At 72.9% G+C, this 19817-nt stretch carries 18 protein-coding genes; 12 read left to right on the forward strand and 6 right to left on the reverse strand.

Annotation, left to right across the window (positions count from 1 at the left end):
- The first annotated feature begins 192 nt into the window (after positions 1–192).
- The 9 genes from ACBI99_RS13055 to ACBI99_RS13095 all read left to right on the forward strand — a co-directional run bounded on the left by ACBI99_RS13055 (position 193) and on the right by ACBI99_RS13095 (position 9719).
- Entirely contained in the window at positions 193–441 is a 249-nt protein-coding gene (locus ACBI99_RS13055) for an acyl carrier protein (RefSeq protein WP_219500578.1), read from the forward strand.
- Positions 416–1174, forward strand: coding sequence for an SDR family NAD(P)-dependent oxidoreductase (locus tag ACBI99_RS13060; protein WP_364173618.1), 759 nt, complete (start codon positions 416–418; stop codon positions 1172–1174). Before ACBI99_RS13055 ends, ACBI99_RS13060 begins: the two co-directional genes overlap by 26 nt.
- 3 nt (positions 1175–1177) lie before the next feature.
- Entirely contained in the window at positions 1178–2488 is a 1311-nt protein-coding gene (locus tag ACBI99_RS13065; protein ID WP_219500574.1) for an AMP-binding protein, read from the forward strand.
- Entirely contained in the window at positions 2485–3516 is a 1032-nt protein-coding gene (locus ACBI99_RS13070; protein WP_364173621.1) for an acyl-protein synthetase, read from the forward strand. The genes ACBI99_RS13065 and ACBI99_RS13070 overlap by 4 nt, the downstream gene beginning before the upstream one ends.
- A complete protein-coding gene (locus ACBI99_RS13075) occupies positions 3516–4727 on the forward strand; it encodes an acyl-CoA reductase (protein ID WP_357591324.1) in 1212 nt (403 codons plus the stop codon). The genes ACBI99_RS13070 and ACBI99_RS13075 overlap by 1 nt, the downstream gene beginning before the upstream one ends.
- A gap of 45 nt (positions 4728–4772) precedes the next feature.
- Positions 4773–6995, forward strand: a complete 2223-nt coding sequence (locus ACBI99_RS13080; RefSeq protein WP_375072384.1) for a hypothetical protein — start codon at positions 4773–4775, stop codon at positions 6993–6995.
- Positions 6996–7093: 98 nt separating this feature from the next.
- A complete protein-coding gene (locus ACBI99_RS13085) occupies positions 7094–8302 on the forward strand; it encodes a glycosyltransferase (RefSeq protein WP_375072385.1) in 1209 nt (402 codons plus the stop codon).
- Between the two features lie 6 nt (positions 8303–8308).
- Positions 8309–9016 carry a class I SAM-dependent methyltransferase gene (locus ACBI99_RS13090; RefSeq protein WP_357591330.1) on the forward strand — a complete coding sequence of 236 codons (708 nt, stop codon included), beginning with the start codon at positions 8309–8311 and terminating at the stop codon, positions 9014–9016.
- 22 nt (positions 9017–9038) lie between these two features.
- Positions 9039–9719 (forward strand): polysaccharide deacetylase family protein, encoded by a 681-nt coding sequence (locus ACBI99_RS13095; RefSeq protein ID WP_357591332.1) that lies wholly within the window; start codon positions 9039–9041, stop codon positions 9717–9719.
- On the opposite strand, the gene ACBI99_RS13100 is transcribed toward ACBI99_RS13095, so the two are convergent.
- Positions 9707–10318 carry a TetR/AcrR family transcriptional regulator gene (locus ACBI99_RS13100; RefSeq protein WP_219500563.1) on the reverse strand — a complete coding sequence of 204 codons (612 nt, stop codon included), beginning with the start codon at positions 10316–10318 and terminating at the stop codon, positions 9707–9709. The two genes, ACBI99_RS13095 and ACBI99_RS13100, sit on opposite strands and share 13 nt — an antisense overlap.
- A gap of 53 nt (positions 10319–10371) precedes the next feature.
- Positions 10372–11328 (reverse strand): LysR family transcriptional regulator, encoded by a 957-nt coding sequence (locus tag ACBI99_RS13105; protein WP_357591333.1) that lies wholly within the window; start codon positions 11326–11328, stop codon positions 10372–10374.
- A 115-nt stretch (positions 11329–11443) separates the two neighbouring features.
- On the opposite strand from ACBI99_RS13105, the gene ACBI99_RS13110 reads away from it, so the two are divergent.
- Complete coding sequence (locus tag ACBI99_RS13110) at positions 11444–13876, forward strand: collagenase (RefSeq protein WP_375072386.1); 2433 nt, start codon at positions 11444–11446, stop codon at positions 13874–13876.
- A gap of 50 nt (positions 13877–13926) precedes the next feature.
- Here the strand turns inward: ACBI99_RS13110 and ACBI99_RS13115 are convergent, their stop codons facing one another.
- On the reverse strand, positions 13927–14652 hold the full coding sequence (locus ACBI99_RS13115; RefSeq protein WP_357591337.1) for a PIG-L family deacetylase: 726 nt from the start codon (positions 14650–14652) through the stop codon (positions 13927–13929).
- On the reverse strand, positions 14649–15779 hold the full coding sequence (locus ACBI99_RS13120) for a hypothetical protein (protein WP_219500555.1): 1131 nt from the start codon (positions 15777–15779) through the stop codon (positions 14649–14651). The genes ACBI99_RS13115 and ACBI99_RS13120 overlap by 4 nt, the downstream gene beginning before the upstream one ends.
- Positions 15780–15971: 192 nt before the next feature.
- Between ACBI99_RS13120 and ACBI99_RS13125 the strand changes: the two genes are divergently transcribed.
- Together ACBI99_RS13125 and ACBI99_RS13130 are read left to right on the forward strand one after the other, a co-directional pair.
- Complete coding sequence (locus ACBI99_RS13125; RefSeq protein WP_375072387.1) at positions 15972–16343, forward strand: VOC family protein; 372 nt, start codon at positions 15972–15974, stop codon at positions 16341–16343.
- Positions 16340–16615 carry a DUF1905 domain-containing protein gene (locus tag ACBI99_RS13130; RefSeq protein ID WP_219500551.1) on the forward strand — a complete coding sequence of 92 codons (276 nt, stop codon included), beginning with the start codon at positions 16340–16342 and terminating at the stop codon, positions 16613–16615. The genes ACBI99_RS13125 and ACBI99_RS13130 overlap by 4 nt, the downstream gene beginning before the upstream one ends.
- 73 nt (positions 16616–16688) lie before the next feature.
- Here the strand turns inward: ACBI99_RS13130 and guaA are convergent, their stop codons facing one another.
- Positions 16689–18236, reverse strand: a complete 1548-nt coding sequence (gene guaA / locus ACBI99_RS13135) for a glutamine-hydrolyzing GMP synthase (protein WP_219500549.1) — start codon at positions 18234–18236, stop codon at positions 16689–16691.
- A gap of 54 nt (positions 18237–18290) precedes the next feature.
- Positions 18291–19784, reverse strand: a complete 1494-nt coding sequence (locus ACBI99_RS13140; RefSeq protein WP_357591345.1) for a DUF885 family protein — start codon at positions 19782–19784, stop codon at positions 18291–18293.
- Between the last annotated feature and the right edge of the window lie 33 nt (positions 19785–19817).

Raw genomic sequence — 19817 nt, forward strand, 5'->3', positions numbered from 1 at the left:
ACCGTACCAGTGGTTGGATTCGTCCATTGTTTCCCCTCGCGCGGTTGGCAGGCCCCATCCGACATTCCCAGCCCCAGGCGCGGGCCACTCGGAGTTATACGCTTCCATTACTCGCGACGGGTGCTTGGTTTCTGTTGAACGGGGATCACCGCTACACTCAGTTCTGGCTTGAAGACAGAGAGTGAGTGAAGCATGAGTCATCTCGACCGGCTGCGTGAGGTCTTCCGCAGCTCGCTTAACCTCCCGGCCGCCGCCGACGTCGACGGCCTCGAATACCGCGCCATCCCCCAGTGGGACTCCCTGGCCCACATGTCGCTGATCGCGGCGATGGAGGACGAGTTCGCCGTCACGATCGACACCGACGAAATGATCGACATGAGCTCGTTCGCCAAGGCGGCGGCGCTCCTGGAGAAGCATGGCATCGGCGCAGCGGCCCGCTGACCCCCGCGTCGTCCTGGTCACCGGCTCCACCTCGGGCATCGGCCGGGCCATCGCCACGCGGCTGGCCACCACCCACCGCGAGGTCGTCGTCCACGGCCGCGACCAGGCCCGCACCGCCAAGGCGGCGGGCGAGCTGGCCGCGCTCACCGGCGGCCGGGTCGGCGGCGTCCACGGCGACGTGTCCGACCCCACCGCGATCTCCGCGATGATGCGCGAGATCCACCAGCGTCACGGCCGCCTCGACGGCCTGGTGATCAACGCGGGCGTCCACGCCGCGGCCCTGCTCGGCATGCTGCCCAGCGCCGGGGTCCGCGACCTGTTCGCGGTCAACGCGGTGGGCGCGGTCCACACCCTGCAGGGCGCGGTCCGGCTGCTGCGCCGGGGCATCAGCCCGTCGGTCGTGCTGGTCTCCTCGGTCATGGGCCGCGACGGCGGCCCCGGCCAGGCGGTCTACTCCGCCACCAAGGCGTCCCTGCTGGGCCTGGCCAAGGCCGCGGCCAAGGAGCTCGGCCCGGCGGGCATCCGGGTCAACGCCGTCACTCCCGGCTACATCCAGACCGCGATGCTGTCCACGCTCGACGCCGAGGCGAGCGCCGCCACCGTGGCCGCCACGCCGCTCGGCCGCCTGGGCACCGCCGACGACGTGGCCGCGCTGGCCGCCTTCCTGCTCTCCAGTGACGCCTGCTTCATCACCGGGCAGGTCATCGGCGTCGACGGCGGGCTGGTGCCGTGAGTCATGGTTGATCTCCCGCACCCGGGCGCGCGGCTCGTCTCCGACGAGGAGCCGGGCGGTCTCGGCGGCGACGCCCTCGCCACCCGCGTCGAGCGCGCCGCCGCCACCCTGGACGGGCTGCCGGCCGGTCCGATCTTCTGCGGCATGCGCAACGACCTGCCCTCGGTGGTGCGCTACCTGGCCGCCTGGCGGGCCCGGCGGGCGGTGGCGCTGCTCGACCCCGACCTGCCCGCCGCCGCGCTGGCCGAGCTCGCGGGCCGGTTCAAGCCCGCCGCCCTGCTCGGCTTCGCCCACGCGCCGCACGGCGCGACGGCACGCAGCGCGGGCAGCCCGACCCATCCCGACCTGGCCGTGCTGCTGGCGACCTCCGGCTCGACCGGCAGCCCCAAGCTGGTGCGGCTCTCGCGCGCCGCCGTGCTCGCCAACGCGCGGGCCATCGCCGAGGCGCTGGCCATCGGGCCCGCCGAGATCGCGCCCACCAGCCTGCCGCTGCACTACAGCTACGGCCTGTCGGTGCTCAACAGCCACCTGGTGGCCGGCGCGAGCGTCCTGCTCACCGACGCCGGGCTGCTCGAACGCTCCTTCTGGGCCTCGCTCGACGAGCACCGCTGCACCTCGCTGGCCGCGGTGCCCTACCAGTACGAGATGCTGCGCAGGCTCCGCTTCGACCCCGCCGACCACCCGTCGCTCACCACGCTCACCCAGGCGGGCGGCCGGCTCAGGCCCGACCTGGTCACCGAGTTCGCCGCCCTGCCCACGACCCTCTACGTGATGTACGGCCAGACCGAGGCGACGGCCCGGATCGCGGTGCTGCCCCCCGACCGGCTGGCCGGCAAGCCGGGCTCGGCGGGGGTCGCGGTGCCCGGCGGCCGGCTGGAGATCGTCGACGGCGAGGTCGTCTACCACGGCCCCAACGTGATGATGGGCTATGCCGACGAGGCCGCCGACCTGGCCAAGGGCGACGAGCTGGGCGGCGTGCTGCGCACCGGTGACCTGGGCCACCTCGACGAGGAGGGGTTCCTGCACCTCACCGGCCGGGTCAAGCGCATCGCCAAGATCTTCGGCGTGCGGGTCAACCTCGACGACGTGGAGCGGCTGCTGCGCGACTGCGGCCCGATCGCGGCCACCGGCGGCGACGACCGGGTCACGGTGTGGGCCGAGGGCGTCGACGCCAAGGGCTGCTCGACGCTGGCCCGGCGGCTCGGCACCGAGCTGCGGCTGCACTGGAGCGGCTTCGACGTGCGCGGCGTCGACCGGTTGCCGCTGCTCACCACCGGCAAGATCGACTACCGCGCCCTGGAGGCCCGGACGTGACCGTCTTCACCCTGTCGGCAGCCGAGCGTGAGGCCGCGCTGCTGCCCGAGCTGACCGCGCTCACCGAGCGGCACCGCCTGGCCTGCCCTCCTTACCGGCGCATCCTCGACGCGATCGGCGCCAGGCCACCCTACGACCGGGTGGCGGCGCTGCCGTGGCTGCCGGTGCGGCTGTTCAAGACCCACGAGCTGCGCAGCGTTCCCGAGGACCAGGTGTTTCGGGTGCTCACCTCCAGCGGCACGACCGGGCAGCGGCCCAGCCGCGTCTACCTCGACCGGGAGGCCGCCGCGGCTCAGCCGCGCATGCTCGCGGCGACGCTGCGGGCGGTGCTGGGCGAGCGGCGGCTGCCCATGCTGATCGTCGACAGCCGCGCGGTGGTGCGCGACCCGGCGCTGAGCGCCCGGGGCGCGGGCGTCCTCGGCATGATGAACTTCGGCCGGGACCACACCTTCGCCCTCGACGAGCGGGGCGAGCTCGACGCCGAGGCGGTCAAGGGCTTCCTGGCCAGGCACGGCGCCGAGCCCTACCTGATCTTCGGCTTCACCTACCTGGCCTGGCTCCACCTGCGCGAGCTGGGCATGGACCTGTCGCAGGGCGTGCTCGTCCACTCCGGCGGCTGGAAGAAGCTGGCCGAGCAGTCGGTCGACAACCAGGAGTTCCGCAGGCGCCTGGCCGAGGAGTGCGGGCTGCGCCGTGTCCACAACTTCTACGGCATGGTCGAGCAGATCGGCACGGTCTTCCTCGAAGGCCCCGACGGCGGCGGCCTCTACTGCCCCGACTTCGCCGACGTGGTGATCCGCGACCCCGACACCTGGCAGGAGGCGCCGCCGGGGGTGCCGGGGCTGATCGAGGTGGTGAGCACGCTGCCGACCTCCTATCCCGGCCACGTGCTGCTGACCGAGGACCTGGGCGTGGTCCACGGCGTCGACGACGGCGTGTGGCCCGGCAAGCGCTTCTCGGTGCTGGGCCGGCTGCCCCGGGCCGAGGCGCGCGGGTGCAGCGACACCTACGGGCAGGCGGCCGCGTAATGCTCGACGTGAGGTTCCCCGACGGCCCGCCGGTCCCGGTCGGCACCCTGCTCGACCAGATCACCGCGGGCGGCGGCCTGGCCGTGGGCGACGAGCGGGTGCGCGACTTCCTCACCGGGTTCGGCCGCCGCCTGCTGCGGCCCACGCTGTCGCGCCGCCATCCCGAGCTGGGCTCGCTCGGCTTCTTCCTGCGCCGCAGCGAGCTGCTGCGCACCGTCGAGGGCCTGCGCGGCGATCACGTACGGGTGCCGCGCGGCCTGGTGTTCCACATCCCGCCCGCCAACGTCGACACCGTCTTCGTCTACTCGTGGGCGCTGTCGGCGCTGATGGGCAACCGCAACGTGGTGCGCCTGTCGCCCCGGGCCGGCACGGTCGCCTCGACCATCGTCGAAACGCTGCTGGAGTCGCTCGACGGGGCCGACCCGGTGGTGGCCGCGACCCAGCGGATCGTCTGCTACGACCGCTCCGACTCCATCACCGCCGCGCTCTCCTCGGGCTGTGACCTGCGGGTCATCTGGGGCGGCGACCGGACCGTCGACGAGATCCGCAAGCATCCGCTGGCCCCGCACGCGCGCGACCTGACCTTCCCCGACCGCTCGTCGTTCGCGGCCGTGCGCTCGTCGGCCTGGCTGGCCGCGCCGCCCGCCACCCGGGTGGCGATGGCCGAGGGGTTCGTCAACGACTCCTACTGGTTCGACCAGGCCGCCTGCTCCTCGCCGCGGACCGTCTTCTGGGTGGGGCCGCGCGACGAGTCCGACGCCGCCCGCGCCGACTTCACCGCCCACCTGTCGCAGGCCGTCTCCCAGCGGGGCTGGGCGGTCGACGCGGCGATGGCCGTGGAGAAGCGGGTCGCCACCTACGGCATGGCCGCCGACGGGTCGGCCGGGACGATCGACTTCCACGGCAACGCGCTGGCCAACGTCACGCTGTCGACCGCCGTGGCCGCCCCCCGCCGCTGGCTCGGCACCGGCACGTTCGCCCACGCCAGGCTCGGCACGCTGACCGAGCTGGTGCCGCTGGTGGGGCGGCGCGACCAGACGATGACGCACTTCGGGTTCGCCAGGGACGAGCTGATGGAGCTGGCCCAGGTGCTGGCCGGGCGCGGGGTCGACCGGATGGTGCCGTTCGGTGACGCGCTGAGCTTCCACCGGGTGTGGGACGGCGTCGATCTGGCCGCCGAGTTCACCCGGCTGGTCATGGTGTCGGCCTGACCAGCGGGTTCAAGGGCTGAGGAGGCTGAGGGGACTGAGGGCGCCATGACGGTCGCGCTGTCCAGGGTGCCGGTGCTGCCTGCCGCGCGGGCGCGGCGTGGCTACGGGTGGGTGCCGGCGGTGCTGGTGGCCGTGGCCGCCGTGGTGGTGCTGTGGCGCCACGGCGTGCCGCCGCAGGACCTCGGCGCTTTCGCCGGCTACGTCGGGCTCGGGGTGATGCTGCCCGGGATGCTGCTCTGGCGGGCGCTGGGGCCCGGGGGCGGGTCGCTGCCCGCCGACCTGGCCGCCGGGCTGGCTCTCGGCTACGCGATCGAGGTGCTGGTCTACCTGCCGGCGCGGGCGCTCGGGGCGCCGCTCGCGGTGGCCGCCTGGCCGGTGCTGACCGTCGTGGCGTTCCTGGCCGTGCCGAAGCTGCGGCGCCACTGGCGCGGCTCGGGCGTACGGGTGCCGCTGTGGTGGGCGTGGGCCATGTCGGGCGTCGTCGGCTACCTGCTCGCCTGGAGTGCCCGGCAGTTCTACGCGGTGCACGGGCTGACCTGGCCGGGCAACGCCGGCCCCTACGTCGACATGCACTACCACCTGGCGCTTCTCGGCGAGGTCCGGCATCACGTGCCGCCGCAGTTCCCGTCGGTGCTGGGTGAGCCGCTGTCCTACCACTGGTTCGTCTACGCGGAGATGGCCGCGACGAGCTGGCTGACCGGGATCGAGCCGCAGACGCTGCTCTACCGGCTGAGCGTGCTGCCCATGCTGGCGGCGACGATGGTGCTGCTCGGGGTGACCGGGTGGCGGCTGGCCGGGCGGGCCTGGGCGGGGGTGGCGTCCGTGGTGGCCGCCTGCCTGGCCTGCTCGCCGGCGCTGCCGGCCGGGAGCGTGGAGCTGTTCCCGGCGATGTCGCCGTTCAGCGCCTGGCTGAGCCCCACGCAGACGTTCGGGGCGTTGCTGTTCGCGCCGGTGGTGCTCGCGCTGATCGCCTACCTGCGCGACGGGCGCGGGCGGTGGCTGGTCGTGGGGGTGCTGCTGCTCGCGCTCACCGGGGCCAAGGCGACCTACCTGCCGCTGCTGGTGGCCGGGCTGGTGGTAGTGCTGGGGGTGCGGCTGCTGGTGGACCGGCGGGTGCACCGGCCCGCGCTGGCCGCCGCGGGGCTGGCCGTGGGCGGGCTGCTGGTGGCGCAGTTCGTGCTGTTCGCGCACGGGACCCAGGGCATGACGGTGACGCCGTTCGACACGATGCTGCGGCTGTGGCGGGCGGCGGCCGAGCTGAGCGACCCGGAGATGGCGCAGCTCCCCGTGGGGCCGGCGCTGGCGCTCGCGGGACTCCACGTGGGCGCGCTGGCGTGCGTGTGGTCGGGCATCGCGGGGCTCGCGCTGTGGCGGGGGTGGGACCCGGGGGTGTTGTTGCTCGGCGGCATCGGGGCCGCCGGGGTGGGGGCCGTGCTGGTGTTCGGGCATCCGGCCGCCTCCCAGCTCTACTTCCTGACCAGCGCGAAGCCCTACCTGGCGATCCTGGCGGTCGCGGGGGCCGGGGCGCTGCTGCGGGCCTTCCCCGGGGCGTGGCGGGTCGCGGCGGGCGCGCTGGCCGCCGGGGCGGGGCTGGCGGTGCTGGTGGCGGAGACGCTCGGCGTCGAGATTCCGGCGCGGGACCTGCGGCTCGCCGACGTCGCGCTGCCGTACCTGGTGCTGGGGGGTGTGCTGGTCGTCGCCGGGGCGGCGGTGGCGGTGTGGCGCAGGCCGGTCGCGGCGGTGGTGGTGGCGGCGCTGGCGTGCGGCTACACGGTGCCGGCGGCGGCCGTGAAGGCGGTGCGGCAGGTCGGGCCGGGCGGGCAGTTCCGGCAGATGATGCCCGAAGGGGGCATGGAGGCGGCGCGGTGGCTGCGCGACCACTCCGGGCCGGGCGACGTGGTGGCCACCAACCTGCACTGCCGGCCGACCGTGCGGCGGCACTGCGACGCCAGGCACTACTGGGTGTCGGGCTACAGCGAGCGGCGGGTGCTGGTCGAGGGGTGGGCGTACGCGATGAGCACGCTCCGGCGGGCGCCCGAGACGAGGGAGTCCTATCTGCGGATCGGGTTCGCCGATCCGTTGCGGCTGGCGGTGAACGACGCGGCCTTCCAGACGCCCTCGGAACACACCATCGGGCGGTTGGCCCAGAAATACGGGGTCAGGTGGCTGTTCGTGGAGGGGGTCCGGGAGTCGCCGGATGTCGGGAGGTTCGCCCGGTTGCGCTTCCACAAGGGGGACTGCGCGGTCTATGAGGTGATCGGCGGGTAAAGACCTGGCCTGGTCCGTGCCCGGTGCGCGGAAATCAACCGGCCCGGCCCGTTCCGCCCGCCCACCATTTTCCCCAGGACCAGCGACGAGGGGAACCCATGGACACGCGCTTGCGCGCAGGCACCGTCGTCGACGCGCCCGCCCGGCTCGCGACCGTCGACATCGTCATTCCCGTCTACAACGAGGAACGCGCGCTGCCCGGCTGCGTGCGCACGCTCACCGCGTTCCTGGACGACTCCTTCCCGATGCCGTGGCGCATCACGATCGTGGACAACGGCAGCACCGACGCCACCTGGCAGATCGCCCAGGCGCTCGCCTCGGGGCACAGCCGGGTGCACGCCAGGCGGCTGGAGATCGCCGGGCGGGGCGCGGCGCTGAAGGCGGCCTGGCGTGACAGCCCGGCCGACATCGTCGCGTACATGGACGTGGACCTGTCCACCGGGCTCGGCGCGCTGTTCCCGATGGTGGCGTCGCTGGCCAGCGGCCACTCCGAGATCGCCATCGGCACCCGGCTCGCGCACACCGCCCGCACCCGCCGCTCGGTCAAGCGGGAGGTGATCTCGCGCGGTTACAACGCGCTGCTGCGGGTCGGCTTCGGGGCCCGGTTCAGCGACGCGCAGTGCGGGTTCAAGGCGGCGCGGGCCGACGTGATCAGGCCGCTGATGGACCGGGTCGAGGACGACGCCTGGTTCTTCGACACCGAGCTGCTCCTGCTCGCCGAGCACAACGGGCTGCGCGTGCACGAGGTGCCGGTCGACTGGGTGGAGGACCTGGACTCGCGGGTCCGGGTGGTCCGCACGGCCGTGGCCGACCTGAAGGGGCTGGCCCGGCTGACCTGGTCGATGTCCACCGGGCGGGCCACCGTCGACGTGGCCGGGCCCTCCGAGCTGGCCCCCGTCCATCCGGACGCCGTGGTGGCCGAGCCGAAGGTGGCCAAGCTGGTCAAGTTCGCCGCCGTCGGGGTGTTCACCTCGGTCCTGTACGCGCTGCTCTACCTGCCGCTCAGGGAGGTGCTGGAGCCCGCGCTGTGCAACCTGGCGGCGCTCGTGCTCACCGGGGTGGTCAACACCGAGGCCAATCGCCGCTGGACGTTCGGCAGGCGGGGCGGCAAGCGTACCGGGATGCATCTGCGGGCGGCGGCGGTGTTCCTGTCGAACTACGCCGTCACCACCGCGGTGGTGGTGGGGCTGGCCCCGGCGGCGGGGCGGCTGTTCGAGGTCGCCGCGGTCGTCGCCACCTACGGCGTGCTCACCCTGTTGCGTTTCATCGCCCTCGACCGCTGGGTTTTCGCCCGCACACGGAGTTGATGCATTGTGGACGTCACCGAGATCCGGCAGCTCGTCGCGCTGGAGCAGACCCACTGGTGGTACCGGGAGCGGCGGGCGATCCTGCGCGCCGAGCTGCGGCGGCTGGCCCGCCACGGCCGTCCCGGGCGGGCGCTCGACCTGGGCGCGGCGGGCGGCGGCAACACGCGCGTGCTCGTGGAGCAGGGCTGGGACGCGACCGCGGCCGACTGCTCGGAGGAGGCCGTGGAGGTCGCCAGGCAGCGCGGGCTGCGGGCGATGGTCGCCGACGCCCGGTGGCCTCCGGTGGAGTCGGCCAGCGTCGACCTGGTGACGGCGTTCGACGTGCTCGAACACGTCGAGGAGGACTACCTGGTCACCGAGCAGATGGCGCGGGTGCTGCGGCCGGGCGGGCACGCGCTGATCGCGGTGCCGTGCGACATGTCGCTGTGGTCGGAGCACGACGACGCCGTCGGGCACCTGCGCCGCTACGACCGCGCCTCGCTGACCACCGTCGTGGAGAAGGCGGGGCTGCGGGTGGAGCGGGTGTGGAGCTGGAACGTGCTGCTGCGCCCGCTGGTCGCCCGGCACCGGCGCGGCTCGACGGGCAGCGACCTGCGCAAGCTGCCGTTCCTGGTGAACGCGGGGCTGTCGGCGGTCGTGATCGCAGAACGGTACCTACCGGTCAAATCATGCAAAGGCGTAACACTGTTCCTACGGGCCCGGCTGGGCGGATGATCCCGGCGATACAGTGGAGCATGTGCTGATCCAGGGCTTGCTCTCCGTCTCCTTGCTGGTCTCCGGCGCCCCCGCCGGCGCCTCACAGGCGAAGATCGACTGTGCCAGGGTCAAGTGCCTGGCGCTCACGTTCGACGACGGGCCCGGCAAGACCACGCCGGCCCTGCTCGACCTGCTCAAGAAGGAACGGGTCAAGGCCACGTTCTTCCTGGTCGGCAACAAGGTGGAGGAGCGTCCGGCCATCGCCAGGCGCACCGCCCGAGAGGGTCACGCGATCGGCAACCACACCTACTCGCACCCGTCGCTGCCGACGCTGTTCGACGACGACGTCCTCGACGAGCTCGGCGCCACCCAGGAGGCCATCGAGAAGGCCACCGGCCGGGCGCCGTCGATGTTCCGGCCGCCCTACGGGCACACCGACGACCGGGTGCTCCACCTGGCCTCCCAGCACGACCTGGCGCAGGTGATGTGGACCGGCACCACCCTCGACTGGGACCTGCGCGACGCCAGGAAGATCAAGGCCGCGGTGCTCCGGCTGGCCAGGCGCGACGGCGTGATCCTCATGCACGACACGGTCCCGGCGACGGTCAAGGCCATGCCGGGGATCGTCAAGGAGCTGAAGAAGCGCGGCTACCACCTGGTCACGGTGCCGGCGCTGCTGCGCGGCAAGAAGCCGGAGCCGGGCGCCAGCTACCCGTCCTGACCCGGGGCGAAGGCGCGCAGCGTGGCCTCGACGAGGGCGTCGGCGTAGTCGTCCGTCAGCGGGCCGGAGCGGTGCAGCCAGCGGTGATACAGGGGGGCGTAGAGGATCTCCAGCACCAGGTCGAGGTCGGCGTCGGCATCGAGCTGGCCGGCCCGCTGGGCGCTGCGGAGCCGTTCCTTCTTGATCTCGTCCACGGGGTGGGCGAGTTTCTCCCGATACTGGGCGGCGAGGCCGGGGTCGCCGATGATCTCCTGGTTGAGCGCCCGGATCGGCGCGTCGAAGGCGGGGTCGGCCAGCTCGGCGACCGTGGCCCGCATGACGAGCTTGAGATCGGCCGCCAGGTCGCCGGTGTCGGGCAGCGCCATGTTCTCGCCGGCCGGGTCCTGGCTGAGGGCCAGGAAGGAGTCGAAGACCACGGCGCCCTTCGACGGCCACCAGCGGTAGATGGTCTGCTTGCCGACGCCCGCCCGCGCCGCGATGGCCTCGATCGAGACCTTGGCGTAGCCCAGCTCGGAGATCAGCTCGCGGGCGGCCTGGAGGATCGCCTGCCGGGAGCGCTCGCTGCGGCGGGCGGGGTTCGGCTTCTTGGACTCGGGCATGGGGTCAGGCTACCACCTTGGTGAGACGGTACGTCTCGTCTTGGTGGGATCGGTCAGAGGAGGGGATGAACTTCCGGGTGGGTGCGCCACCAGCGGGTGAAGGCCGGATTGTCCTCCACGTGATCCTCGAAGGCGCGGGCCAGGCCCCGGTAGACGGCGGCCGCAGCGGTGGCGCTGAGCCGGTCGCGGCGCCAGGCCAGGATGAGGCGGGCGACCTGGGGCTCACCGGCCAGCGGGCGGACGACCGTACCTTCGGGCTCGGGCCAGGTGGGGTCGACCAGACGGATGCCGTGCCCGGCCGCGACCAGGGGGCGGCCCGCGCCGCTGGGGGCGTCGTAGCGGACGTCGGGCTCGAACCCGGCGGCGCGGCAGGAGGCGCGCAGCGCGGCCAGCGAGCCGTCGTCGGCGCCGGGCGGGCTGATCCAGCGCTCGTTCCTGAGGTCGGCGAGGTCGATCTCAGGCTGCGAGGCCAGCGGGTGCTCCGCCGACAGCGCGACGAAGATCGGGTAGCGCGGGACGAGCGTCCGGGTGACGACGGGCGCGGTCAGCGGCACGTCGAAGCCCTCGATCATGCCCATGAGCGCGGCGTCGAGCTTGCCGTGGGCCAGGGCGTCGGCGAGCAGGACGGCGGACGGCTCGATCCGCAGCGAGATGGGCCGGCCGGGCAGCGCCTCGGTGACCCGGTCCACGACGCTGCCTACGCAGGCCAGGTGGACGCAGCCGAGCTGGAGCCCGGCGGTGGCGGCGCCGGTGTCGCGCAGGTCGCCGAAGAGCGCGTCGATTTCGGACAGGACGATTCTGGCCCGCGCGATGACCTGGCGGCCCAGCGGCGTCGGCTCGACACCGGCGTGGCTGCGGACGAAGAGCTCTCCCCCGACGCTCTCCTCGACCTTCCTGAGCTGATTGGTCATGGCGGGCTGCGACAGGCCGAGGCGGGCGGCGGCTCGGGTCACGCTGCCCGTCTCGGCGATCGCACAGACCATCCGGAGGTGCCTGAGGTCGAGGTCCATGACCAGAAATTAGGGCATACGCAACACTTATGCCCGGGTGTATGACCCACTTCGACCGATGACTTTCACACTCGGACCGACCTCGCATCCATGCGGATACCCCCCGGAGGTTCGTGTGCGCAAGCTGCTCCTGTTAACCGCCCTGCTCGTGCCCTTCGCGGTCGCGGCTCCGGCCGCGGCCGAGCCGCCACCCGCCGCGGCCGAGCCGCCGCCCGCCGCGACCGCTGCCGCGGCCACGATCGACGACCACGTACGCAAGGAGCCTCTGGCCCTCAAGGACCGGGCCCCGCTCCCCGCCTCCAAGGACGCGCTGCGGCGCGACTACGACGAACCCGCCGCGCCCGACGCCAGGACCGCCAAGGCCGCCGCTTGCTCGGTGAGCGACTTCACCAGCCGTACCGGCAGCGCGCTCGTCCAGCAGATCAAGGCGTCCACCACCGAGTGCGTCGGCACCCTGTTCAGCCTGACGGGCCGGGACGCGAACCTGGCCTTCCGCGAGTCGCAGATGGTCAGCGTCGCGTACGCGCTGCGCGACAGCGGCGCGAGCTACCCCGGCGACAACAGCACCGCCACCGCCCAGCTCGTGCTCTACCTGCGGGCCGGCTACTACGTCCAGTGGTACTACCCCGGCGACGTCGGCGCGTACGGCCAGACGCTGAAGACCGCCATCCAGGCCGGTCTGGACGCGTTCTTCGGCAACCCCCGATCGGGCACGGTCAGCGACGCCAACGGCGACGTGCTGTCGGAGGCGGTCACGCTGATCGACAGCGCCGCCGAGAACGACCGCTACCTGTACGTGGTCGAGCGCCTGCTCAACGACTACGACAGCTCGTACGACGGGTCGTGGTCGATGCTGAACGCGGTCAACAGCGTCTACACCGTGCTGTTCCGTGGGCACCAGCTCCCGGCGTTCGTCGCGGCGGTGCGGGCGGATCGCGGGGTGCTCGACACGCTGACCTCGTTCGCGACGCGCCACCTGGCGCTGCTCGGCACCGACAACGGCTACCTGACCTCGAACGCGGGCCGCGAGCTGGCCCGGTTCCTCCAGCACGCCGACCTGCGGGCCACGGTCCGGCCGCTGGCGCGCGACCTGCTCACGCGCAGCTCCATCACCGGCGCCACCGCTCCCCTGTGGGTCGGCGTCGCCGAGATGGCCGACTTCTACGACGGGCCGAACTGCTCCTACTACGGCGTCTGCAACCTGCAGGAGCGGCTGGCGGCCGAGGTGCTGCCCGTCACCCACGCCTGCAGCCCCAGCATCAGGATCCGCGCCCAGCAGATGACCTCCGCGCAGCTCGACGGCAGCTGCTCCAGCCTGGCCGGGCAGGACGCGTTCTTCCACGACGTGGCGCGCGACAACGGCCCGGTCGCCGGTGACCGCAACACCACGCTGGAGGTCGTGGTGTTCGACTCCAGCGCCGACTACCAGACGTACGCGGGTGCGATGTTCGGCATCGACACCGACAACGGCGGCATGTACCTGGAGGGCGACCCGTCGGCGACGGGCAACCAGCCGCGGTTCATCGCCTACGAGGCCGAGTGGCTGCGCCCCGACTTCCAGATCTGGAACCTCAACCACGAGTACACCCACTACCTCGACGGCCGCTTCAACATGCACGGCGACTTCTCGGCCGGGGTCAGCACGCCGACGATCTGGTGGATCGAGGGCTTCGCCGAGTACGTGTCGTACTCGTACCGGAACCTGGCCTACGACGCGGCGATCGCGGAGGCGGCCAAGCGCACGTACGGGCTGTCGACGCTGTGGAACACCACCTATTCGCACGATTCGACCCGCGTGTACCGGTGGGGCTACCTGGCCGTCCGCTACATGTTCGAGCGGCATCCGGCCGACGTGGCCACCGTGCTGGGCTCGTACCGGACGGGCGCGTGGAGCACCGCGCGGACGTTCCTGACCAGCACGATCGGCAGCCGGTACGACGCTGACTGGAACACCTGGCTGGGCTCGCTCGGCAACGGCGGCTCGACGCCGTCGGCGGGGTTCACGTACGTGGCGAGCGGGCTGACGGCGTCGTTCACCGACACCTCGACCGGGACGATCACCGCCCGGCGCTGGGACTTCGGCGACGGCGGCTCGGCCACGTCGGCCAACCCGTCCCACACGTACGCCTCGGCGGGCACGTACACGGTCAGCCTGACGGTCACCGGCGAGGGCGGCCGCACCGACACCACGAGCAAGCAGGTCACGGTCACGGCGGCGGCGGAGTGCACCGGCACGGACCCGAGGCAGCTCGGCCAGGACTGCCGGCGCAGCGGCCTGTCGGCGTCCGCGGGGAACTACGCCTATCTGTACCTGTACGTGCCGGCGGGCACGGCGAGGCTGACCCTGACCTCGTCGGGCGGCACCGGTGACGCGGACCTGTACTACAGCGGCAGCTCCTGGGCCACCACGTCGTCCTACACGCAGCGGGCGACGGGCGCGGGCAACGCGCACACGCTGACGGTCGTCAACCCGGCGCCCGGCTACCACTACGTCAGCCTGTACGGGGCCAAGGCGTTCTCGGGCGCGGCGGTGACGACGGACTTCTGACCGGTCTCACCTTGACTCCCGGGGCCGTCCGGTCCCGGGAGTCGCCGTGTTCAGCCGGTCGGGCTGAGGGTCCAGACCAGCTCGTGGTTGAGCGGGCCCGGCACCGCCAGGATGTCGCCGAACTCGCTGGCCAGGGGCGCGAGCTGGGAGGCGTAGCAGAGCACGGCCCGCCGTTTGGCGCCCCACGCCTGCGCGTCCAGCCGCTCGGCCCGGTGCGGGCTGATCGACTCCAGCGCGCGCAGCGGCGCGCCGGCGCGCGGGTGCTCGGTGAGCGCCCGCGACGCCGCCCCGGTGCCCCACTCGCGCACGATCGACGCGTACGGCAGGTCTGCGTAGATCCACGGGGCCGGGCCGCCGGTGCTCGCCAGCGTCTTCAGCGCCTGGTCGCGGACCTGGAGGTGGGCGCTGTTGCCGATCCCCATCGGCAGCAGGACCTGGGTGGTGGGCCCGGCGTGCGCGGCCAGGCAGTCCTCCAGGCCGTCCAGCCACGTCCCCGCGGCGGGCGCGTCGGGGTGGTCGAGCGCGATCTGCTCCACGCCGAGCGCCGCGCAGGCGCGGGCGTCCTCCGCGCGGCGCTCGCGTACGGCCTCGCCCGTCGAGGTGAACCCGCACAGCCGGTCCCACGCCGACGGGCCCCGGTCGTCGCCCTCCTCGGCGGCCGGTCCGCCGAAAACGGTGACGATCGCGGCCGGTCGCGGCAGCGTGGCCAGCACGCCCGCGACGGACAGCGCGGCGTCGTCGAAGTGCGGGGAGACCACCAGCGTCCGGAAGCTCATGCCCGCCTCCCGCCCCGCGTCAGGACCAGCCCGCGGCTGCCGCGTTTGCGCAGGTAGGCGCGGCCGTCGCAGACGAACTCCAGCGCGGGCGCGGCCAGCTCGCAGCGTTCGGCGACGGTCCACTCCGACTGCTCGCGCACCCACGGCCACACGGTGTCGTTGAGCCGCTCGGCGGCCAGCGAGATCAGCAGCAGGTCCGTGGGCAGCCGGTGCAGCAGGTCGAGGTCCTGGCCGTAGTAGAGCATCTCGCTCAGCAGGTACGCGCCGGACGGGCCGGCCTTGGCCAGCTCCTCCAGGCCGTCGGGCGTGGCCAGGACGCCCGGCACGGTCTCCAGGCGGGCGCGGAAGGCGGGGTTCGGCTCGGCGGCGTGCACGGTGTAGCCCTTGTCGGCCAGCCGCCGGGAGAGCGCTCCCTCGCAGGGCCCGACTTCAACCAGGGGGCCGTCGCCAGGGAACCACCAGCGGGCGACCCACGCGGCGGTCGCGTCCAGCCGGGCGACCTCGTACGCCGAGGTCTCGAACTCCCACGGATCGGTCACCTGGGCGGCGTCGTCGCTCAGGCTGGCGGTCAGCGCGTACAGCCGGTCGGCCGGCTCCCGCTCCAGGCGGGCGAACCGCTCGACGGCGGGCACCCGTTCGGTGGTGACGAGCCGGTCGGGCACCCGGCTGTTGAGCAGCGCCCCGGCGTGCGCGACGACGAAGCCGACCTTGGCCGCGACCTCGGCCCCGTCCAGCGCCTCGGCGCGCTCGGCGACGAGCTGGAGGTGCGGGTTGTCGCCGACCGCGCAGGCGGCGGTCCCGGCGGCCTGGACGACGCTCCTGCCGTAGCGGGCCCGGCGGGCCCGGTGGTCGGCGGGCGAATGCGTCCACACCTGCGGCTCCGGCAGCTCGCGCAGCCGGTCCGCGACCGTGTCCGGAGTGGGGAGCGGGGCGGTGTTGCGGCCCGGGTCCACGTACGGCGCGAGCAGCGCCAGCCGTTCGGCGAGCGGGGTTCCGCCCGGCAGGACGACGTGCTCGGCCTGCGTGCCGATCAGCACGTGGACGTCGTCGGCGGCGTGACGGGTCAGGACGGACAGGAAATCCAGGGCGACGTCTTCGGAATGCAGCACTGCGACGACCGGTGTCATGGCGGGTCCCCCGTGATCCGGTGAGGTGACGTTATTGTAAAGATTCTTGTCAGTTGCAGCATAAGGGTCGCGGGGGCTGAGCGAAAGATCCTCTTATGTGGGGATGATCTCGCTGTGAAGGAAGCGGCGAGCGATGAGTTCTGTCCCGCACGCGAGTCATACCCGACGAATCCAAACGCCAGGAGGCCCCGCATGAGCATCACCGGCATACACACCGTAGGCGTCCCCGTCAGCGACCAGGACCGGGCACTGGACTTCTACGTCGGCACCCTGGGGCTGGACAAGCGCCTGGACGCGCCGGTCGAGCAGCTCGGCGGCCGATGGATCGAGGTGGCCCCGCCCGGCTCCGCGACCACCATCGCGCTCCTGCCCGGCGGCGCCCCCGGCGTCGAGACCGGCATCCGGCTCACCACCCCCGACGCCGCGGTCCTGCACCAGGAGCTGACCGGGCACGGCGCCGACGTGGGCGAACTGCTGCGCTGGCCCGGCGTCCCGGCCATGTTCACGCTGCGCGACCCCGACGGCAACGGCCTCGAGATCGTCGAACAGGAGGCCGGCCGATGACCACCCTGGACAAGGAATTCACCGCCACCCTGCTCAAGAGCCCGAACGAGGGCGGCTGGACGTACGTGGTGATGCCCGGGTCAGCGGAGTTCTTCGGCACCCGCGGGCTCGTCAAGGTGCGCGGGACCATCGACGGGCAGCCGTTCCGCAGCTCGTTCATGGCCCTCGGCGACGGCACCCACAAACTGCCGGTGAAGGCCGCCCTCCGCGAACTGCTCGGCAAGGGGCCCGGCGACACCATCACCGTCCACCTGGAGGAACGACTCCGGTGAACGCCCCGGCGACCTGACGAGCCCCGGGAGCCCTGCCGACTCCCGGGAGACCGGGCTTTTCAGGGGGAGGTGGCTACTCCCACTCGATGGTGCCCGGGGGCTTGCTGGTCACGTCGACGACGACCCGGTTGACCTCGCGGACCTCGTTGGTGATGCGCGTCGAGATGCGCGACAGCACGTCGTACGGGACCCGGGCCCAGTCGGCGGTCATCGCGTCCTCGGAGGTGACCGGTCGCAGGACGACCGGGTGGCCGTAGGTGCGGCCGTCGCCCTGGACGCCGACCGAGCGGACGTCGGCGAGCAGGACGACCGGGCACTGCCAGATCTCCCGGTCGAGCCCGGCGCGCGACAGCTCCTCGCGGGCGATGGCGTCGGCCTCGCGCAGCAGGTCGAGGCGGTCGCGGGTGACTTCGCCGACGATGCGGATGGCGAGGCCGGGGCCGGGGAACGGCTGGCGCCAGACCATCGCGGCCGGCAGGCCGAGCTCTTCGCCGGCGCGGCGGACCTCGTCCTTGAACAGGGTGCGCAGCGGCTCGACGAGCGTGAACTGGAGGTCTTCCGGCAGGCCACCGACGTTGTGGTGGGACTTGATGTTGGCGGTGCCGGTGCCGCCGCCGGACTCGACGACGTCGGGGTAGAGGGTGCCCTGGACGAGGAATTCGACGGGGCCGTCGGCCATGATGGCGCGCTGCTCGTCCTCGAAGACGCGGATGAACTCGCGGCCGATGATCTTGCGCTTCTCCTCGGGGTCGCTGACGCCTTCGAGGGCCTTGAGGAAGCGGTCGGCGGCGTCGACGACGCGCAGGTTGACGCCGGTGGCGGCGACGAAGTCGCGCTCGACCTGCTCGGCCTCGCCCTTGCGCAGCAGGCCGTGGTCGACGAAGACGCAGGTGAGGCGGTCGCCGATGGCGCGCTGGACGAGCGCGGCGGCCACGGCGGAGTCGACGCCGCCGGACAGGGCGCAGATGGCGCGGCCGTCGCCGACCTGCCGGCGCACGGCTTCGACGGAGTCTTCGACGATGTTGAGCATCGTCCAGGTGGGGCGGCAGCCCGCCGCGTCGAGGAAGTGCTTGAGCACGGCCTGGCCGTGCTCGGAGTGGAGCACCTCGGGGTGGAACTGGACGCCGTAGAGGCCGCGCTCGGGGTTTTCGAACGCGGCCACCGGGGTCTCGCTGGTCGAGGCGGTCACGGCGAAGCCGTCGGGGGCCGCCGCGACGCTGTCGCCGTGGGACATCCAGACCTGCTGGGTGGCCGGCAGGCCCGCGAAGATGACGCCTTCGTCGAGGACGTCGAGGGCGGTGCCGCCGTACTCGGCCACGCCGGTGCGCGCCACCTCGCCGCCGAGCGCCTGGGCCATGGCCTGGAACCCGTAGCAGATGCCGAACGTCGGCACCCCGGTGTCGAACAGGCCGTGGGGGACGGCGGGGGCGTTCTCGGCGTAGACCGAGGAGGGGCCGCCGGACAGGATGATGGCCTTGGGCCTCTTGGCCAGCATCTCCTCGACCGGCATCGTCGACGGGACGACCTCGGAGTAGACGTGGCACTCGCGCACCCGCCTCGCGATGAGCTGCGCGTACTGCGCGCCGAAGTCGACGACCAGTACCGTGTCGAATTCAGACACCGAAAGAGACCCCCCAAAGGCGAATGCGGTAATCCCAGTGTATCGGCCCCGGCCTCAGAGAATGGCGTCGAGGAGGCCCAGCGGCGGCGAGCCGAGATCGAACATCGCCTTGTGGAAGCGCTGCAGCGTGAAGGCGGCGCCCCACTCCTGCCGCGCCCGCTCGCGCAGGTCGAGGATGACCAGCTTGCCCCAGGTGTAGCGGCCGTAGGTCGGGTCGAACGAGGCGCGGCGGGCCTCCGACAGCGCGGCGGGCCCGGCGAGGTGGGTGTCGGCCTCGAAGCGCGCGGCTGCGTCCTCCACGGTCATGGCGCCGGTGTGCACGCCGATCGCGCAGGCGAGCCGGGTGACGCGGATGAGCGCCTCCACCCAGACGCCGATCTCGAAGCGCGGGTCCTCGGCCTCGAAACCCTCCTCGACGCAGAGCTCCTCGGCGTAGTGGGCCCAGCCCTCGATGAACGACAGCGACTGCAGCAGCCGCCTGACGTCGGAGCCGGCGGCGCGCAGGGCCAGGCCGTGGGAGAAGTGGCCGGGCGCGACCTCGTGCACGTTGATGGCGGGCAGCGTGGTGTCGCTGAAGACCTCCAGCCACTCCTCCGCGTCCCGGGCCGGCCAGGACGGGTCGGGCGGGGTGATGTGGTACCAGGACGGGCCCGCGGGCTCGCCGGGGGCGTTCCACGACATCATCGCCATCGCCCACCGGCGCGACTCGGGCGCGAGGCCGACCAGGCACTCGCCGTCGTGGTAGGGCACGAGGTCCTTCTCGCGGGTGAACGCTATCGCCTTCTCGGTGCCGATCCTGGCCGCCTCGATCACGCCGTCGGCGTCGGGGTGCTGCTTGACGAGCTCGCGTACGACGTCGAGCGGCGGGCGGTCGGCCTGGCCGAGGCGGGCGCAGGCGTCGGCGAGCCGGGCGAGCAGCCTGTCGCGTTCGGCGTCGGCGCGTTCGGCGAGCTTGCCCAGGTCCACGTCCAGGCCCTCGGCGGCGCCCATCAGGCGGGCCAGGGCGGGGCCGCCGAGCGCGGCGTCGGGGTCGCCGGTCCCGGCGGCGCGCTCGACGTGCGCGACGAGGTCGGCGTGGGCCTTCAGGGCGGCCTCGTGGGTGACGCCGGCGGCCAGGCCCTTGACGGCGCCGAGCAGGGAGCGCGCGACGGGGGCGCTGACCTGGTCGAGGGAGGCGATCGCGTGGGAGACGGCCTCGGGCCACAGCGCGAGGTGGGCGGCCCTGGCGGCGGCGCGTTCGGCCTCGGGGGCGTAGTCGCGGTCGTAGCAGGCGAGGTCGAGGTTGGACAGGTGGACGAGCGGGTTCTTGCGGTGCAGCTCCAGCTCGCCGAGCTGGACGCGCAGGCTCTCCTCGAACACGCCCAGGTGCCGCGCGTCGTACGGGTCGGCGGGGGCGTCGCCCTGGCCGAGGCGCGCCAGCCCGGTTCGGACGCCCTCGGGCGACAGGTCCTGGACGGCGCCGTCGTACTCGTGCCTGCCGCCGGCCTCCCGGGCTTCGGCCATGATCAGATCGGTGATCGCGCGGAGTCTGGGCTGGAGTTCGGTCATGCCTCGGGAGGATAAGGGAGGACAAGCCGGATG

It is taken from the genome of Nonomuraea sp. ATR24 (genome assembly GCF_041950485.1).
Classification (GTDB): domain Bacteria; phylum Actinomycetota; class Actinomycetes; order Streptosporangiales; family Streptosporangiaceae; genus Nonomuraea; species Nonomuraea ceibae.

Bases quoted from the DNA above. Each gene is read 5' to 3' on its own strand.
- ACBI99_RS13055 (WP_219500578.1), top strand. From the start codon at position 193: ATGAGTCATCTCGACCGGCTGCGTGAGGTCTTCCGCAGCTCGCTTAAC.
- ACBI99_RS13060 (WP_364173618.1), top strand. From the start codon at position 416: ATGGCATCGGCGCAGCGGCCCGCTGACCCCCGCGTCGTCCTGGTCACC.
- ACBI99_RS13065 (WP_219500574.1), top strand. From the start codon at position 1,178: ATGGTTGATCTCCCGCACCCGGGCGCGCGGCTCGTCTCCGACGAGGAG.
- ACBI99_RS13075 (WP_357591324.1), top strand. From the start codon at position 3,516: ATGCTCGACGTGAGGTTCCCCGACGGCCCGCCGGTCCCGGTCGGCACC.
- ACBI99_RS13080 (WP_375072384.1), top strand. From the start codon at position 4,773: ATGACGGTCGCGCTGTCCAGGGTGCCGGTGCTGCCTGCCGCGCGGGCG.
- ACBI99_RS13085 (WP_375072385.1), top strand. From the start codon at position 7,094: ATGGACACGCGCTTGCGCGCAGGCACCGTCGTCGACGCGCCCGCCCGG.
- ACBI99_RS13100 (WP_219500563.1), bottom strand. From the start codon at position 10,318: ATGCCCGAGTCCAAGAAGCCGAACCCCGCCCGCCGCAGCGAGCGCTCC.
- ACBI99_RS13105 (WP_357591333.1), bottom strand. From the start codon at position 11,328: ATGGACCTCGACCTCAGGCACCTCCGGATGGTCTGTGCGATCGCCGAG.
- ACBI99_RS13115 (WP_357591337.1), bottom strand. From the start codon at position 14,652: ATGAGCTTCCGGACGCTGGTGGTCTCCCCGCACTTCGACGACGCCGCG.
- ACBI99_RS13120 (WP_219500555.1), bottom strand. From the start codon at position 15,779: ATGACACCGGTCGTCGCAGTGCTGCATTCCGAAGACGTCGCCCTGGAT.
- ACBI99_RS13125 (WP_375072387.1), top strand. From the start codon at position 15,972: ATGAGCATCACCGGCATACACACCGTAGGCGTCCCCGTCAGCGACCAG.
- ACBI99_RS13130 (WP_219500551.1), top strand. From the start codon at position 16,340: ATGACCACCCTGGACAAGGAATTCACCGCCACCCTGCTCAAGAGCCCG.
- ACBI99_RS13140 (WP_357591345.1), bottom strand. From the start codon at position 19,784: ATGACCGAACTCCAGCCCAGACTCCGCGCGATCACCGATCTGATCATG.